The sequence below is a fragment of the Megasphaera hutchinsoni genome (genome assembly GCF_001553405.1).
In the GTDB taxonomy this organism is placed as follows: domain Bacteria; phylum Bacillota; class Negativicutes; order Veillonellales; family Megasphaeraceae; genus Megasphaera; species Megasphaera hutchinsoni.
This window is the reverse complement of the sequence record NZ_KQ960931.1, coordinates 1-17,230: the sequence shown is the minus strand read 5'-3', so window position 1 is coordinate 17,230 and position 17,230 is coordinate 1. Positions and strand designations below refer to the sequence as shown.

Genomic DNA, 17,230 nt, shown 5'->3' with positions numbered 1-17,230 from the left:
ACTGTAAATCAACCCGAAACGATATCGTACAACTGCGAACATCGCCCGCCTAATGGAATGTATTTTTTTGCCCTATTGCATTTTTTAATAGGGCAACCATACGAACTTATATGCGTTCATATGACAATAACCATTCTTCAACTATACAGTGATAGTCTTAAACGAACTCATGCGAATTTATTTTTTAAACGCTAAAGGAATATGGCGGAAAGGGTGGGATTCGAACCCACGGTGCGTTGCCGCATCACTAGTTTTCAAGACTAGCTCCTTAAACCACTCGGACACCTTTCCATAGCTAATTTAGTATATCAAAGTGATGTATACTCGTCAAGCATTACGCAACGTGTCTTTTAACCCCCCATTGCTCCACTTTTTTTGTTTATAATACGTTTGATATCAGGATATCTTCTTTATTTTTTATAATGTCAATGCTACAATAAAAAAAGGAGGATATATATATGAATCAAGAAATGAAGTTAGCCGTAGTCATCGATGCGGAGAATATTTCCAGTAAATACATTGACCTTATTTTATCAGAAGCCAATAATTTAGGTGATGTCATTTACAAACGTATTTACGGAAATTGGACAACTCCTCAGATGGCCTCTTGGCGCAATACAATTTTAGATAATGCCATTCAACCTGTACAACAATACAGTAATACTATTCGTAAAAACTCATCTGATTCGGCCTTAATTATCGATACGATGGATTTATTATATAAAAATAATTTAGATGGATTTTGCATCGTATCATCAGATAGTGATTTTACACGTTTAGCTTCTCGTCTACGCGAATCACAAAAATATGTCTTAGGTATGGGCGAAAGTAAAACGCCTCGTTCGTTTATTTCTGCATGTAATAAATTCTTATACCTTGATGTACTATTAGAAGAAGCGGGAGATGACCCGGAATGTACCGGCCATGAAACACTGCCTGATACGGAAGAACTATTTCATAAGGCACAACACCACACCGCATCGCCAGATAAAACTCCCGGCAAAGATTGCTCGACTATTAAACAAGCCTTAATTAAATTAACAGAAGAAAATTCCGATGACACCGGTTGGATTTTTTCAGGAACATTAGGCAATTTATTAAACAAACAATTTTCCGATTTCGATGTTCGTAATTTTGGTTTTAAAAAATTTGTTCCCTTTATTGAATCACTTGGATTATTTGAAGTAAATACGATTACGGATGATAAAAACAAGACCGTAAAACACAATTATTTTAAACTAAAAAGTCATATTGTCCCCCACTCAAAGGGGCGCACTCCATTCATACACACGCGCGATAAATAAAAAGTGCTCCCACGGGAGTACTTTTTTTATGTAGAAAGGAAATTACTCATGAAGCTGTTTTCGGTTCCCCCGACTCCCCCATCAAACGGGCTACTCGCACTCCATGTAAGGTGCGATGCGACCAAACCAATAGCGATATCCCAACTTGCCTTCGTCACTTGTGAAAAGAAAGAAACACTCGCACCTATGACCTCCTATCCGGTACTCACCTTCCATCCCCAAACAGATCCCCCTACCCATTTTGCGGATATTTGGGATGAAAAAATAGCCCCTCTGCTTCAACAGAGCTGGCTCATCATATACGACATACACTATTACTATCCCCTATTAAAAATCAATTATGAATTCAGTGGGCGTTCCTTTATTTTTCCATCCTATTGTTGCGATATAAAACACTTGGCCATGGCATATCTAAGTACACCCGGAAATTATTCTTTTGCCACTATCGCACATACCTTACAACTATCCGTTGATTTAGATCACCCTGCTAGTTGTGCCATCGTCTGTCTAAAAAGTTTGTATTGGTTTACCCGCCACTATCCTGTAACCATAAAAAATCTCCCTCGTCATTTTCCAACGACACCGCGACCAATCACTGCAAAAGAAACCTCCGCCACAACAAAACCGGCCTACACGGGAATGATCTATTTTTGTACCTTTCTATTGATTGTTTCCTACTACATCTATCGCCATATTCAAGAGCGTCCCATTGATTGGCAGGCCTATTCTTTATCACGTACCATTGGCACCCCACCGGGGTCTTTTCAAAAAGATGTCATTTATACGATTACCCCCGGTACATATATTATCCCCAACGAAAAAGACATCGAGCCTTTTTTAACCGCGGCAAAAGAAAACAATACCGAAAAAATACGTGCTATGGCACAACATAAGCAAATTTTAATTTTTGCTTTTACAGCACACGCTTATATCTTAGGTGATATCACCCATATACACTTTATTCCTGTTCGTATCCTCGATGGGGATTACAAAAACAAAGTAGGCTTTATCCCTTATACACAATTAGATGCACCACCACCATAACTTAAAATGCATCCCATTCAGCAAAGCGTTCATTCATACGTTTTTTCTTTACTTGTCCTTTGGTTGCCCCCTTGCTGGCATCAAAGGGCATTTTTCCTGCATAAATAGTGCGTTTATAAAATAGCTCTATCGCCTCTTCCTCACTCAAACCAAGACGATTAAAAATAGCAATCGCCTCTTTTCTTATCGTTTCATCCATCTTCATCACGCCTCCTTTGCTGATGTATCTTCCGTGCTTCTTGATTAAGCGTTTCCATGCTCCCCATATGAAAAACGGTATATAAAACCGTACGCAACAAAATAACAGCTAAGATAGCACCCGTTCCTTCACCTAAAGCTAATTCTCCCTGTAAAGGTGCCTCATATATATCCATTCCACTATACCGTAACGCCGCCGACATACCCGGTTCTCGCGAAATATGCGATAACAAAGCAACATCGCGTACAGACGCATTAATTGAAACTGCACAAGCTAACGCCACCGCTGTAATAAAGCCATCAATAAAAAAAGGAATGCCTGCAGTCGCACAAGCTAACATAGCTCCCGTCAATGCGGCTATATCAAATCCACCTACACAGCGTAATATATCCTCTATTCCATGCATTTCCGACTGATATCGTTGCAACGCTTGGACAATAATCTTTTTCTTTTTAAGCACTAATCCATAATTTCCCTGCGACGCCCCATACCCTACAATCGTATCTATTTCTTGCGGTACCAATGCACCTAGTACGGCTGCTGAAGTCGTGGTATTACCTATACCCATTTCCCCAAAAGAAAGCAAATTATATCCTTCTTGCTGTGCTACTCGTACCCGCTCCGCTCCCACATGCAGTGCCCGTTCCACCTCGCCTTTACTCATTGCCGGTTGTAACGAAAAATCGTGCGTTCCTTGAGCAATCTTACGACCAACACCCACTTCCTGCGGATGAGCAATGCCTACATCCACCACTTCATACGAAATATTATTACACCGACAAAAGCAAGCAACCGCTGCCGTACCAGCTAACATATGTCGACTTTGTACATATGTAACTTCCGCTAACTGGGAAACCACGCCAGCACGAACAACCCCATTATCGGCAGCAAAGATAATGTGCTTAGGCGATAATTCGTGCGATTTATCTCGCCACACTAATAACACTTTTTCAACTTGTCTTTCCCAAATTCCCAAACTGCCTCTTGGCTTAGCTAAACTATCCAGCCATGCTCGGATCCGTCTTTCTTCCGCTTTCATTCCATCCCTCCTTTACATAATTGTATCATATCTCACCTATAATACATCAATCTATACATACCCATCATAAATAATTGAAAATCCTTGATTTTTATGTCAAAATATAAATGTACAAGGAGGTTTTCATGTCTACAATAAAAGATATCGCCCGTGAAGCAGGCGTTTCTATTGCCACTGTATCCATCGTCTTGAATGGAAAGGGCGAAGAACGTAAAATTTCATGCCCTACGCAAAAAAAGATTTTAACCATTGCCGAACAACTTCATTATGTTCCCAATCAATCGGCAAAAAAATTACGAGCCGCTAGCACCGGTCATTATGCCATTGCCTTTTATTGGGCAACAGACTTTCGTATTCATTATCTTGCCCGCATTACCTTAGGTATTCAGCAAGAAATTTTAAAACAACATAAAGTAGTCCATTTAACAGTCGTTCCATATGCGGTTGATCATTTACACGAACAATTATCGACCTTGCAAAATGAATTTTTCAACAGTATTATCATTGCCAACACATCAGATAAAGACATGCAATATTTGGATCGATGTAAACTTCAATACCCAGTCGTACTCTTCAATCGGGAATCTCCTTATTATAGTAGTGTAACCATGGATAATTACGGTTTAGGCTGTAAAGTAGCACATCACTTTCTCCAAAAAGGACTCTATCATGCTGCTATTGTAACACATAATGCGAATCTTCCCATTATGAAGCATTGGACACGTGGCTTTCTCCAAACCTTTCGCCAAGCCGGTCATCCCCTTGCCCCCACACAAATTCTACGCTGTGATACGCACGCACGTAGTGCGGTTCATCTCATACAACAATTATACGAAACCAACACCTTACCCCGTGCTATTTTCTGCGAATCCGATGTACTCGCACACGGTGTACTCTATGCCTGCCATGAATTAGGCATTGCCATACCTCAAGAACTGGAAGTATTTACCATGGGAATCAATACGCCTGCCGTAAATGATTATGCCATTCCTTCCCTATCACGTATTGAAATTCCCATGGACGAAATAGGGGCTACTTGCTTACGCCTGGCGGTAGAATTAATCGAAAAGAAACAACCAAATCCTACCGTTTATTATATAGAAGGGAAAAAAATACTGCGAAACTCTTCGCCATAAAAAAAAGTCCTCATTACGATGAGGACTTTTTTTATACCCTTATTTATAACCCAAAACGAGAGAAAATCAAATCAACATGCTGCAACATTTTATGCACATCAAAGCATGCTTCGATTTCATCATTATTCATTACCGTAGCAATATCAGGATCTTTCTTTAAATTTTCCAAAAAATCTTCCCCATCAATCCAACGTTTCATAGCATTCCGTTGTACCCAACGATAGGCTTGTTCCCGTACAGCTCCATGTTCTACTAACGTATTTAACAAAATCGGACTATAAATTAATCCGCCCGTCAAATTCAAATCAGCTTCCATCTTCTCCGGATATACTAATAGCTTATCGACAACCCGCGTAAAGGTAGTTAGCATATAATCTAAAGCAATCGTACTATCCGGTAATATAACCCGCTCTACCGAAGAATGCGAAATATCCCGTTCATGCCACAAAGCCACATCTTCCAATGCCGCCTGGGCGTAACCACGAATCAGCCGTGCCAAGCCACACATGCGTTCACACGTAATCGGATTTCGTTTATGCGGCATAATAGACGAACCTTTTTGTTTCGGACTAAAATATTCTTCTGCTTCTCGTACTTCCGTACGCTGTAAATGGCGAATTTCCGTAGCGAATTTATCAATAGAGCTGGCAATAACAGCCAACGTTGTTAAAAATTCTGCATGTCTATCACGCTGTAACGTCTGTGATGAAATCAAGGCAGATGCAATCCCTAGTTTACGACATACATACGTTTCAACAAAGGGATCAATATCGGCATACGTACCTACGGCACCTGAAATTTTCCCTACAGCAATCGTTTCCTTTGCCCGTTTCATACGTTCAATATCACGTTCAATTTCAGCTAACCAATTACATAACTTCAACCCAAATGTAGTTGCTTCTGCATGTATCCCATGTGTCCGCCCAATACAAGGTGTATATTTAAATTCTACCGCACGGCGACGTAACACTTGACGAAACGCTTCTAAATCTTCCAACAATACATCCGAAGCTTGTTTTAACATTACACCTAATGCAGTATCTTTAACGTCCGTAGAGGTCAACCCCAAATGAACATATTTACCAGATGCACCTATATTTTCAGAGAGCACAGAAACAAACGCTGCAATATCATGATGTGTTTCTGCTTCAATTTCATGAATACGTGCCACAGAAAAAGCTGCTTTTTCACGAATTTCTTCTGCTGCTTGTTGTGGAATATTGCCCAGTTCTGCTTGTGCTTCACTCGCCAATATTTCAACTTCCTTTAACGTGTTCCATTCATGTTCCTCTGTCCAGATGCGTCCCATTTCTTCTCGGGTATACCGTTCAATCACTGTAAATCTCTCCTTTGCCAGTCTATTGATATAAATACTTCGTTTTTTATTATACTCCATTCTATTTTATTTCGATAGTCAAAATTTACAACTACAAAAAAGGATAAGGTCTACATAACCTTATCCTTTTTTCATATCAACTATTATTACTATCGAAAACCGATGATTTAGTTGCGATGAACACTATCCTTCTTGATGCGGTGTACGGCATGTTTTGCAACTGTAATATCCTGAAATAATGAGAACTACAATAATGCCAATAATCACAGCAATCTGACCAGTCGGAGTGGCTCCGCTTACGGTAGAAGATAAAGCAAAGTTTTCCGATAAAGCAGCACCTGTAGCCATACCGATAACGGTAATAGCTGCATCCGTATCCCCTTCACCAGAACGAACCAATTGACGAATAGGATCCCCACCAATAAGGATACAACCCCATCCGACTAATACCATACCTAAGAAATTCCACAATGCATCCGTATTAGCAAATGGTTGCATATCTACGCCACTATGAAATTGATGAGTGATACCATTTACAATGAATATCGCTACTAATACACCAATCCAACCTAAAAGCATCGTTACATTCTTTTCTAAAAACAGGCTTCTAAACGTATTGGCAAAGCAAAAACGCATTTGTTGTGCAATGGCACCAATAATAAGTCCACCGATAAGGGAAATAATAATACTAGCATGAATAGCGCCAATATCTTCGCCCGAAGAAAATACGATAAATGTCGGTGCGACCAGCAACAAAATCAATAAAACAATTTTTAAAATAGGCATAAATGCACTTTCTAATACATTTACTTCCTGAACAGCGGGCAACGTAAAGCCTCGATTCAAGAAATATGCCCCAATAGCAGCACCAACAATAAAACCAACCAAGCCAACAATAGCAGCCCAGTCACCACCGCCGATACGCATAAGCATCCGGAATGGATCCCCCATAAAGACCATAGCACCGATAGCTACAAAAAAGCCTACAACAAAACGAACTAACGGAGCAGAGCCGCCACGTGCATGATATTGTTTACGCAAAACAGCCAAAATAAGTGCACCCCAAACCAAGCCAATCAATTCAGGGCGAATATACTGAGCACCAGCAGTTTGATGAAATCCTAATGCCCCCATCGTATCTCGTAAAAAACTAATGCTATCCAATCCCATATTTGCGGGATTTCCTAATGTAACTAAAATCGTAGCAATAATACCAATAATAAGACCACTAACAATGACACAAATTTTTTTATTTTCTACGTCCATTGTACTTCCCCCTTTCATTCATAACAAACGTAGGTGTCGGTTCCCGATTACACTTGTATTATATGCCTATCATTTATAAATGTAAATCACCTTTTAGGTATACTTTAAGATGATAAAATTTATTTTCATTATTCATTTATTTGCAACATTTTATACAAGGTTGTTACATTCTCTTTAATATATTATGTTTTATGTTGTTTTTATTATTTTTTTACTTATCCTCCCTTCAATAAAGAATGCAAAGAATGCAAAAAACCGATAAGGATATAGATCCTTATCGGTTTGCGTGCAAATGGTGCGCCCAAGATGACTTGAACATCCGACACGCAGTTTAGGAAACTGCTGCTCTATCCAGCTGAGCTATGGGCGCATAAGAAAGTATGCGTTAGTATCATATCACATTCAAGGGAAAAAAGAAAGAGATAGTCTCTTCCTTATCCATCACTCATCAGGGAGATACCTTCTGTTTATGAAAATAATGTGGTGAGTCACCCCACTTGCCAAAGCCTACAACATCTCCAACAGATGCCACCCGTGCATTCAAACAATGCCGACATTGGTCTGGCTTATCTTCCACGCAAGGTTTATTATCATATAACAAATACTGCGAACGAAATTTAGGTAACGTAACAATAGGCATCAAGACATTCGCCCCCGCCTTTAACCCCAATTCCCGACCTAACGGATGTAACGCCTGTAACGCCGTGGTAGCGGCAATATTGACATCCGGTAAAAATAACCGCGTCACCGCAATCATATTAAGCCCCAAACGGAACCGTCGTTCTTTTTCTTTTTCTGAATCCAACCCTGTTTTCAATACATATTGACCAATCGGGGTATCATGATGTACCACATAGGGTCCCATTCCAATCATATCAATATCAAAATCACGATAAAAAATAATATCTTCCGCTAAATCCTCTATCGTTTGTCCCGGCAAACCAATCATCACCCCCGTACCAACTTGATAGCCAATGCGTCTTAACATCATAAGACAATCTTTACGCCGTAACCATTCATGATGACCATCTTGAGGATGCAAGGTAGCATATAAGGAAGGATTACTCGTTTCAATCCGCAACAAATAGCGATGTGCCCCTGCCTCAAACCACCGTTGATAGGTTTCTTCATCTTGTTCCCCTACGCATAAGGTAATTCCCAATTCATCGTTGCTCAATGCCTTAATATCACGAATTAACCCCTCTATATATGTGATGAATGCCGGATCTTGTCGTTCTCCCGATTGCAACGTAATGGAACCATATTGATTATCATACGTCCATTTTGCCATTGCCAAAATATCCTTACGTTCCGTATCAAATCGTTCTACCTGTGTATTATCCTTGCGAATACCACAATACTTACAATTCTTAATACACCGATTAGAAAATTCAATCAGACCTCTATAATAAACCACAGCTCCTACTTGCCTTGCCTTGACTGCATAAGCTGCATCATATAACGCTTTGCATTCTTCCGGATCCGTAAGTGCTAATAAGGTCATTACATCTTCTTTAGTAAAATGATTGTGGTTTAATACATGTTCTACCCCCGACATATCATCACCTCGCTTTTTTCTGCTTTGCTAATACTATGATATATCATTAAGCATAAAAAAAAAAGACGGATTTTCTAAGAAAATCCGTCAACACATTTTTTTATTTAATGATTATTAAGCCACTTAGCACGTTTAAATAGCAAAAAGATAATACTCAGCAACATCGCAACTACCGTAGCTAACCCCATACCTTTTAATTGCACCGGTCCCAAAACAATAGTCGCACCACTAAGGCCACTAATCATCGTTACAGCCGTCAAAATTAAATTCTTAGAATGTGTATAATCAACCCTTTTTTCTACTAACATTCGCAATCCTGAAGCCGCAATAAAACCAAATAACAAAATGCATACCCCACCCATTACAGGTACAGGAATAGCATGAATCAACGCCGCAATTTTTCCTACAAAAGAAAAAATAATAGCAAAGATAGCCGCGCCGCCAATAACCCATGTACTATACACGCCGGTAATCGCCATGACGCCCATATTTTCACCATACGTTGTATTGGGAGTAGAACCTACTAACCCCGATAACATATTAGAAAGCCCATCGGCAAATAAAGATCGATGTAACCCCGGATCTTTAATTAAATCCCTACCAACAATATCACTCGTCACAAATAAATGCCCTAAATGCTCCGCTAATACGACAAAAAGAGCCGGCATAATCATCATAATCGCACTCAGATGAAAAGAGGGTTTATAAAACGTAGGGAAAGCAAACCAAGGCGTATTCGCTACTTTTGACAAATCCACCACGCCCATAAAATACGAAAGAATATACCCTGCTACAACTCCCACCAAAATAGGGATAATACCTAAAAAGCCACGCCCAACAACGCTCGTAATAATCGTAATCAGAAGTGTAAATGTCGAAATAATAATAGCTGTATGATTACTCATGCCTTGTGCCGTACCAATATATCCCGACATAGTCATCGCCAAAGGAGCTAACTCTAACCCAATAATAGCAACAATCGCTCCCATCGCCGCCGGCGGAAACAACACATCAATCCATGCCGTTCCTACTTTATTAATGATAAGCGCTAAAATCATAAAAGAAATACCGAAAACAATAAATCCACCTTGTGCATCACCGTATGTCATCCCAGGTATGGAGCATACCGCCAACACAGGCGAGATAAAAGCAAAACTCGATCCTAAATAGGCCGGTAACCGCCATTTACAAATAAATAAATACAAAAGTGTGCCAATCCCATTCATAAACAATGCCGTAGCTGGATCCACATGCAATAAAAATGGCACTAAAACAGTTGAACCAAACATCGCAAATAAATGCTGCAAACTCAACGGAATGGTCGGTAATATAGGCAATCGTTCTTCTACATGAATAATACGTCTTTCTTCCATTCTATTTCCCCCTTACTTTCCTGGTATAAATCGGCTTTGGGTTTCCCTCCGCAGAGACGTAAAAACTGGCTTAACGGCTTCCCTTTCAAGCTTCAACTCCGCTTCATAACTCTGATGACAAACATTTAGCAACAACGCAGCCATTACAATATTCATCACTAGCGAAGTCCCGCCATAACTAATAAATGGCAAAGGTACCCCAATAACAGGAAAAATACCACAATTCATACCAATATTAATAATCCCCTGTCCAGAAAAATACAACACAATCCCTAAAGCTAACAATTTACCAAATGAATCGCGACAATAAAAAACAATACGAAAACCCAAAATTAAAATAATTGCAAATAATGAAATCACTAATATAGAGCCAAAAATCCCCCATTCTTGTGCCAAAATAGCAAAGGCAAAGTCCGTATGGGCTTCAGGCAAATAATTAAATTTACTAATCCCATTACCCACACCTTGACCAAAAACACCGCCCGAACCAATAGCGATAAAACTTTGCGTTGCCTGATACCCTAATGTAGCTTGGTATTTCCATGGATCAATCCAGGAAACCAACCGCTTCATGCGATACCCTTCGGAAGCAATTGCCGCGGCAATGCAAATAATCCCCCCAACGAAAGCGGCCAACGAAAAAGGAGATTTTTTAATACCCACAACCATACCACTAATCCACAACATGCAGATAGGAATCCCCAAAATAACCATAGCCGTGCCGGCATCGGGTTGGATCATGACAAAGAAAGCCATCGAAAAAGACAAGATAATCGCAGGATGTACTAAAATAGGTGATTTTTTCCACCCTTTACAATGATGGCTCTTTTTATTTATCCATATAAGACGTATTTTTTCCACTTTATCTAAAGACGGTGCAATAACCTTAGCGGAAAAAATAATTCCCGTAATCTTGGCAAATTCTGATGGTTGAAAGGTAATACCAGCTATCGCTATCCAACGCCGTGCACCTTTAACCACAACGCCCGCTCCAAGCACAATAACTAAGCAAATAAACGTAACAATAATAAGAACACCTACGAATCTACGAATATTTTTATAACTACTATAATATGCAAAAAATCCGCCTACAATTCCGCCAGCAATTAAACCAAGCTGCTTATACAAATAGCCATGCATACTTACCTTGCCTGGTGCCGTTACAAACGTAGCACTATACACATTCACCGTACCAATAACAATAAGCAAAGCAAAGCTAACTAATAACCAAAAAAAGTACTGTTGTAATCGCTTACTCTTACTTTTCCTCTTCACCTGTCCTCACCTCGCATGGACAAAACGCAGCACAATGAAAAATTGGTTGCCCTTTAGCACTAAACTTTTCCTCATATTCCGTCATCGCTTCATTAAGGATGTTACTATGATGTAAATCATACGTAATTTCCGTCAGCTTCCATTGCCTTTGCTGAAATTCTTCTAAGGAAAAAATAAACAACCCTTCATTATCCGACTTGAAATCTAACCGCCCTTGCGGTGATAACAACCGAGCATATCTATCCAAAAAGCTACGATGGGTTAATCGTCTTTTCGCGTGCCGTTTTTTAGGCCAAGGATCGCAAAAATTAATAAAAAAACGATCCACTTCCCCTGGTGCAAACAATTCTTCTAAAAAAGCCACATCAAATCGCAATAACTGCACGTTCGTTGCCTCTACATCAGCACACTTTTTAGCGGCATAATATAAGACGCCTAACTGAATTTCAATGCCGATAAAATTAACCTCTTTATGTAGCTGGGCCATGCGAGAAATAAAATTTCCCTTGCCTGTCCCCAATTCAACCCATAAAGGTAACGTCGGATTAGCAAACAACTCACGCCAATGACCTTTATACATCTCACCACCTTGCAATCGAACAATATGCTCATATTCCGTTATCGCCTGATCAATCCAAGGCTTTCTTCGCAACCGCATTACGTTCCTCCTCCACTCTCAAAAATAGGCTGATTTCATGTGAAATCAGCCTTATTACATTTATTATAAATAATAGAAAAAAGCGTGTCAACTACCACACCCTACCCGTTCATTCTACGTCCTTCCGCGAAACAATCTTCTTCACGGCTTTTTCAAATTTGGATCGTGCTAACATCACCCGATGCCCACAACCACAACACTGGATCACAAAATCCACCCCAATACGCATGACATCCCATTCTTGCGATCCGCAAGGATGCGACTTTTTCATTTGCACCCGATCCCCTACATAATAACGAATAAACTTCTCCATACCTTATCTCCCTTACACCACACCTCATCAACATAAAAACACTTATATTCATTATGATAAACTACCTATCCCTGCAAATGCAAGTACTTATGGCACTTTCTTTTCATCTCTCTCTTGTTTACCTTTTTTTACTATGATAGTATAGAATAATAAGTATATTCTCTCCCATGGAAGGAGTGCCTATCATATGTTTATCTCATTACGCTTATTATGGCGTACGTATGCACATTGGTTTTGGTATACCCTCGGCACCATTGGTTCAGCACTACTGATTTGTTTTCTACTTTGGCTTGCCTATTGTATCGCCATAAAAGCAAAACCATTAGCAGCTATTCAACACATTCCCATAGTCGGCTCATTTCCTATATTCTTACTGCTACTTGTAGGTATATTATGTATATCCATTTTTGCTTGGCAACAAGGTGCCATTGCACACGAAAAATATCATTTTTTTATCAATGAAAAAAATAGGAGAACAAATGAAACAAAATGAATTTATAGACTTATTACGACACTATTTTCGCAATAGTGACCCAGCTGATCTAAAAGGAATTTTAGCTGATTGCGAAGAGGCCTTTAACAAAGGTAAAAAAAAGGGCATTTCTGAAGAAAAAATATGCCAAAAACTAGGTCATCCCCATAATATCTATCGCTTATATATGGGCGAAGAAATCAATCCTGAAGAAAATGCCCAATTAACCTATGTCAATCCTTATACGCCACCTACTACACCTTATGCGTATAATCAAACGACACCATCTACAGACAAGTCACAACGCTTTACCTCAGAACATTCCGGAAATATCGTTGGGCGTATCCTAGGTAGGTATATTGCTCGTTTATTTTATACCCTAACAGGTATCGCCATTCTCTTCGGGATCGTTTGGAATATGCTCCCGCCCTATTGCCTGAGCGAATGGTTACCTTTACCTAAAATATCATTATTCACATTAATAGGTGCAGTGCTATCTTTTTTATTCGCCGGCTTTACGGGTTCCTCCCTAGCTTACGCATGCCGTAAACGCAAAAGGAGGCTCTTATGATTCGGACATTCTTATTACTCATTATCTCTCTATTTTTTACCAGTTTAACCGTCATCTCATTTTACATGACTGATTACCCTAATATATTACGCTGGATATCATATTATCAAGAATGTAAAGTCATGCAACGTGATGTAGAACGAGGGCATCTTTCTCCGGAGGAAATGTTATCACGGTTAAAAATAATGCTGCCTACACAAGCAGATGAATTAGAGCAACGTATATCTAAAAAATATGGTATTCGCAACGAAATAACCCGGCCTAACAAGTTTTCTCTTTATGATGAATCAAGTGACGATTATACCCATACAAATGATGACGACGATAAAGAAAAAACATCTCCTGCACCCGATACAGACTCGCCTTCAGACCAACCCAAACAACCAAAAAAAATGGAATCTTTGACAAATTCGCAACGGCCCGGCAAAGCAAAAACAACCGTTTCTCATCGTACTGCACCTTCACCGCAAGATCCCGATAGTGACTTAGATACTATAGATTGACCCAATCATCTATACCATAAAAATCCTATATAAAGATATATTGTAGTGAATCTTACTATAATATATCTTTATTTTGTTTTTAATAATCATTCTCTTTAAAAATAAATTATTAAATAAAAGATATTTTCTATTGATATTTTATTTTCATTGTGCTATACTAAACATGTCAAGAGGAACAGAACTCCTCTTCCCCATATATTATTTACATAATGATTATATAGATGTACAAGGATAATACAGGAGGTATGAATCATGGAATTAAAAGGAAGCAAAACAGAAAAAAATTTACAAGCCGCATTTGCCGGTGAATCACAAGCTCGTAATAAATACACGTTTTATGCAGAAGTAGCTGGAAAATCAGGTTATGAACAAATTAAATCCCTATTTGAAGAAACAGCTCGTAACGAAAAAGCCCATGCACAACTTTGGTTTAAACTACTCCACCAGGATGAATTAAATACCATTAGCGATTTAGCTGATGCTGCTGCTGGCGAACATTACGAACGAGTAGATATGTATCCGACCTTTGCCAAAGAAGCACGGGAAGAAGGGTTTAATAAAATCGCTTTTCTCTTTGAAAAAGTAGGCGAAATTGAACACCGTCACGAACAACGGTATTTAGACTTACTCGAAAATGTAAAAACAGGAAAAGTATTCAAAAAAGACGAAGACAAAACCTGGATCTGTCGTAACTGCGGATTTATTTATGAAGGCAAAGAAGCCCCCAAAATATGTCCCGTATGCAGCGTGCCTCAATCATTTTTTGAAATTCACGAAGATAATTACTAATCCCTTAGTTTCAAACTTAACGAGACGATATATTCGTCTCGTTTTTTTGTCTATATAAAAGCTCTATATATTATATGTCTATTAACATAAGTCTATACACAACTCGTAACTTTTTCAATAAGCATCTAATGTTTTCCTCTACTAACGCCCCTATTATACTATATTATGATAGTATGACAAGGTAATAATTATGTTATTTTTATTAAGTAATATAGTCATTACATCCCCAAACAATTACTACCTCAACATCCGCCTTCGCAGGCTTACCTCCTGGTGCTTATGCTCGCAACAACTAAAGGCACCGTTCCATCGGTTATGGATATTATCAACATCATAAATAGACTATCTTCAAACAAAAGATGAATCATTTTCTTGCCCCATAAACACCCACAGAAACCACAAAAAAGAGATATCAATATTATTCGATATCTCTTTTTTGTTTCTCTGCTTATATCAACAAAAGAAAAAAAGAAATACCCCTTCACCTATTTACGCAAAAGGGCATTTTCTTTTTACATATATCTTATTTAGTCAGCAACTTAGCCACTTGTCTTTTCAACCATTCTACTTCTTTTTTCATTTCTTGATTTTCCTTGCGTATAGCCTGATTATCTTGTTTCAGTTGTTGACTTTTTTCTTCTTGCTGTTTGTTTTGCAACTTCAGCGCCTGTATTTCCCGTGCCATTGCAACGCGTGACGTGCTGATACCGTCCGATCCTTTACCCGTTTTGAAGGACAGACCTACATTGACAATGTTTTCGCCACCGAAGGTACCGCCGAGGGAAACAAGGGTACGTTCATTCGGTCGATAGAACCCGCCAAAAGCGAAGGTGTTGGCACTACGATAATTACTATATCCCACAGCAAAATCCCATTTATCGGCGGGATCGAATTCCAGCGGATGCAAAGCAGCTAATGCCGCCGCTGATGCCGTACCGCGTTCCAGCTGGGTGCCTAATTCCGAAATAGCTTGCCGGTTCTTTTGGGAAACCGCCTGAAGTTGATCTTCCGTAGCGGCTCTACCTGATACAACATGTTTTTCATCCCACGTCGTATTGGAAAGACCCGTCACCGTGCCATGCCCTTTTTCTCCGTTTATCTTCACATCGCCTACAACAGCATTTTCCTTATTTTCAGTACCGTCTATAGAAATATGTCCCACATCAATTTTCTTGTCGAGTTTTACTTTATAAACAGTCTTGTTTTCAGCTGCCGGAGTAGTTGTCGTTCCGCCTGTTGACGGGGTTGTTCCGCCAGTTGACGGGGTCGTTCCGCCCGTTGACGGATTCGGTTTATTTTCTTTCGGATTCTTTTCTACAACTATACCCGTATTTTCATCGCCTTGAACTTCTACATTTGAACCGCCTTTAGTCAATTTCTTTTCTAACGCCTTAAGCTGTGCCACGTTGACCGCATCGGTGTCTTCACTGCCGGCGGCAACTCCCGTAATCTGACGTGAATAACCATTAACATCATCGCCGACTGAAAAGGCTCCCAAACTGGATATCCATGCTGAACCGGTCTGTCCGTTTGCCAAGTATCCTGCTACACCGCTTGCTCTTTGCGCCACGCTGTAAGAACCGAATGCCGCACCGTAATCCACCGTTGCCGAGGCACTCAAACCGCCCACGGCGGTGCTTGCCGTTCCTGTCGTTTGGGCTTCGCTGCCGATTGCTGCAGACCAGCCTTCTACCGTTTCCGCCTTGTATCCCATGGCTATACTGTTCGTTGCATTCGTTTTCGCTTCCGAACCGATGGAAACTGTATAATCTCCTGATGCATTCGTTCCGGTACCTACACTGACGGCCATTTCACCTTTGACGGTGTTGTTACTGCCCAGTGCCAAGCCCCATTGACCGCCGCCGTTATCACTGCCGATAACTTTATTACCACTACCGAAAGCGCGTCCTAAATTTTCCACTTCCAGACTTGTACCTACTGCGACACTACTGCCGTTTGCCGTATTGCAGCTTCCGACAACTACATTTACATCGCTTCCGCTTGTACTTACCTCGGTATACTTCCACTTTGTCGCATCATCGGGATCTTTGACAGCCGTATAGCCGACTAAATTTCCGTTACCGATAACGGTATTATGCGCACCTTTTACCTTCGTTTCTTTTTGATCGTAATTTTCATAGTTGGTACCGACAACAATGTTATGTACACCGTCTACATTCAATCCGGTACCGATAACGACACTGTTGTTTTGATCGTTTTTTGTACCGGTCAACTTGTTGTCATTACCGACAACCACACCGTTGATACCTTCCGACGATGAACGTACACCCAGTACGATACTGTCTTTTGCTTTCGCACCGTCATTCTTATAGTTGGATCCGGCTCCTTGTTCAGAACTATTCACCGACAAGTAATGCACGCTGCCTTCCGCCG

General features: G+C 39.9%; 17 protein-coding genes and 2 tRNA genes. 7 read left to right on the top strand and 12 right to left on the bottom strand.

The window, feature by feature from the left end; translation table 11 throughout:
- Positions 1-202: 202 nt before the first annotated feature.
- Positions 203-291: transfer RNA gene (locus HMPREF3182_RS01855), tRNA-Ser, on the bottom strand.
- Between the two features lie 167 nt (positions 292-458).
- On the opposite strand from HMPREF3182_RS01855, the gene HMPREF3182_RS01850 reads away from it, so the two are divergent.
- Positions 459-1,304 carry an NYN domain-containing protein gene (locus tag HMPREF3182_RS01850; protein WP_007392390.1) on the top strand — a complete coding sequence of 282 codons (846 nt, stop codon included), beginning with the start codon at positions 459-461 and terminating at the stop codon, positions 1,302-1,304.
- Positions 1,305-1,352: 48 nt separating this feature from the next.
- Positions 1,353-2,348, top strand: a complete 996-nt coding sequence (locus HMPREF3182_RS07535) for a hypothetical protein (protein WP_156439301.1) — start codon at positions 1,353-1,355, stop codon at positions 2,346-2,348.
- Position 2,349: 1 nt separating this feature from the next.
- On the opposite strand, the gene HMPREF3182_RS01835 is transcribed toward HMPREF3182_RS07535, so the two are convergent.
- Positions 2,350-2,553: a toxin-antitoxin system antitoxin subunit gene (locus HMPREF3182_RS01835; RefSeq protein ID WP_235808624.1), complete on the bottom strand. Its 204-nt coding sequence runs from the start codon at positions 2,551-2,553 to the stop codon at positions 2,350-2,352.
- Complete coding sequence (locus HMPREF3182_RS01830; RefSeq protein WP_062485202.1) at positions 2,540-3,586, bottom strand: nicotinate-nucleotide--dimethylbenzimidazole phosphoribosyltransferase; 1,047 nt, start codon at positions 3,584-3,586, stop codon at positions 2,540-2,542. The genes HMPREF3182_RS01835 and HMPREF3182_RS01830 overlap by 14 nt, the downstream gene beginning before the upstream one ends.
- A 125-nt stretch (positions 3,587-3,711) precedes the next feature.
- On the opposite strand from HMPREF3182_RS01830, the gene HMPREF3182_RS01825 reads away from it, so the two are divergent.
- Positions 3,712-4,722, top strand: a complete 1,011-nt coding sequence (locus HMPREF3182_RS01825; protein ID WP_062485200.1) for a LacI family DNA-binding transcriptional regulator — start codon at positions 3,712-3,714, stop codon at positions 4,720-4,722.
- A gap of 43 nt (positions 4,723-4,765) precedes the next feature.
- Here HMPREF3182_RS01825 and purB read toward each other — a convergent pair whose 3' ends face one another.
- The 8 genes from purB to HMPREF3182_RS01785 form a co-directional block, all read right to left on the bottom strand.
- Positions 4,766-6,058, bottom strand: a complete 1,293-nt coding sequence (gene purB / locus HMPREF3182_RS01820) for an adenylosuccinate lyase (RefSeq protein WP_007393335.1) — start codon at positions 6,056-6,058, stop codon at positions 4,766-4,768.
- A 183-nt stretch (positions 6,059-6,241) separates the two neighbouring features.
- Positions 6,242-7,324: a YedE family putative selenium transporter gene (yedE, locus tag HMPREF3182_RS01815; protein WP_062485198.1), complete on the bottom strand. Its 1,083-nt coding sequence runs from the start codon at positions 7,322-7,324 to the stop codon at positions 6,242-6,244.
- A gap of 293 nt (positions 7,325-7,617) precedes the next feature.
- Positions 7,618-7,694 (bottom strand) — tRNA-Arg (locus HMPREF3182_RS01810).
- Positions 7,695-7,772: 78 nt separating this feature from the next.
- The gene (hydE, locus tag HMPREF3182_RS01805) at positions 7,773-8,882 is read right to left on the bottom strand and encodes a [FeFe] hydrogenase H-cluster radical SAM maturase HydE (RefSeq protein ID WP_062485196.1); all 1,110 of its coding nucleotides are present in this window, start codon (positions 8,880-8,882) and stop codon (positions 7,773-7,775) included.
- A 104-nt stretch (positions 8,883-8,986) separates the two neighbouring features.
- Positions 8,987-10,255: a uracil permease gene (gene uraA / locus HMPREF3182_RS01800; RefSeq protein ID WP_062485194.1), complete on the bottom strand. Its 1,269-nt coding sequence runs from the start codon at positions 10,253-10,255 to the stop codon at positions 8,987-8,989.
- A gap of 12 nt (positions 10,256-10,267) precedes the next feature.
- Positions 10,268-11,530, bottom strand: a complete 1,263-nt coding sequence (locus HMPREF3182_RS01795; protein WP_062485193.1) for an FtsW/RodA/SpoVE family cell cycle protein — start codon at positions 11,528-11,530, stop codon at positions 10,268-10,270.
- The gene (gene trmB, locus HMPREF3182_RS01790) at positions 11,514-12,188 is read right to left on the bottom strand and encodes a tRNA (guanosine(46)-N7)-methyltransferase TrmB (protein WP_062485191.1); all 675 of its coding nucleotides are present in this window, start codon (positions 12,186-12,188) and stop codon (positions 11,514-11,516) included. The genes HMPREF3182_RS01795 and trmB overlap by 17 nt, the downstream gene beginning before the upstream one ends.
- 109 nt (positions 12,189-12,297) lie before the next feature.
- Positions 12,298-12,501, bottom strand: a complete 204-nt coding sequence (locus HMPREF3182_RS01785) for a DUF951 domain-containing protein (protein WP_062485189.1) — start codon at positions 12,499-12,501, stop codon at positions 12,298-12,300.
- 187 nt (positions 12,502-12,688) lie between these two features.
- Here HMPREF3182_RS01785 and HMPREF3182_RS01780 point away from each other — a divergent pair, with 187 nt between their 5' ends.
- The 4 genes from HMPREF3182_RS01780 to rbr all read left to right on the top strand — a co-directional run bounded on the left by HMPREF3182_RS01780 (position 12,689) and on the right by rbr (position 14,836).
- A complete protein-coding gene (locus tag HMPREF3182_RS01780) occupies positions 12,689-12,994 on the top strand; it encodes a hypothetical protein (protein WP_007393337.1) in 306 nt (101 codons plus the stop codon).
- On the top strand, positions 12,981-13,544 hold the full coding sequence (locus tag HMPREF3182_RS01775) for a DUF1700 domain-containing protein (protein WP_062485187.1): 564 nt from the start codon (positions 12,981-12,983) through the stop codon (positions 13,542-13,544). The genes HMPREF3182_RS01780 and HMPREF3182_RS01775 overlap by 14 nt, the downstream gene beginning before the upstream one ends.
- Positions 13,541-14,047, top strand: a complete 507-nt coding sequence (locus HMPREF3182_RS01770) for a hypothetical protein (protein ID WP_062485185.1) — start codon at positions 13,541-13,543, stop codon at positions 14,045-14,047. Before HMPREF3182_RS01775 ends, HMPREF3182_RS01770 begins: the two co-directional genes overlap by 4 nt.
- Positions 14,048-14,299: 252 nt before the next feature.
- Positions 14,300-14,836, top strand: a complete 537-nt coding sequence (rbr, locus tag HMPREF3182_RS01765) for a rubrerythrin (protein ID WP_007393324.1) — start codon at positions 14,300-14,302, stop codon at positions 14,834-14,836.
- A gap of 523 nt (positions 14,837-15,359) precedes the next feature.
- On the opposite strand, the gene HMPREF3182_RS07815 is transcribed toward rbr, so the two are convergent.
- Positions 15,360-17,230 (bottom strand): YadA-like family protein (locus tag HMPREF3182_RS07815; RefSeq protein WP_206445532.1); only part of this gene is annotated, 1,871 nt, incomplete at its 5' end.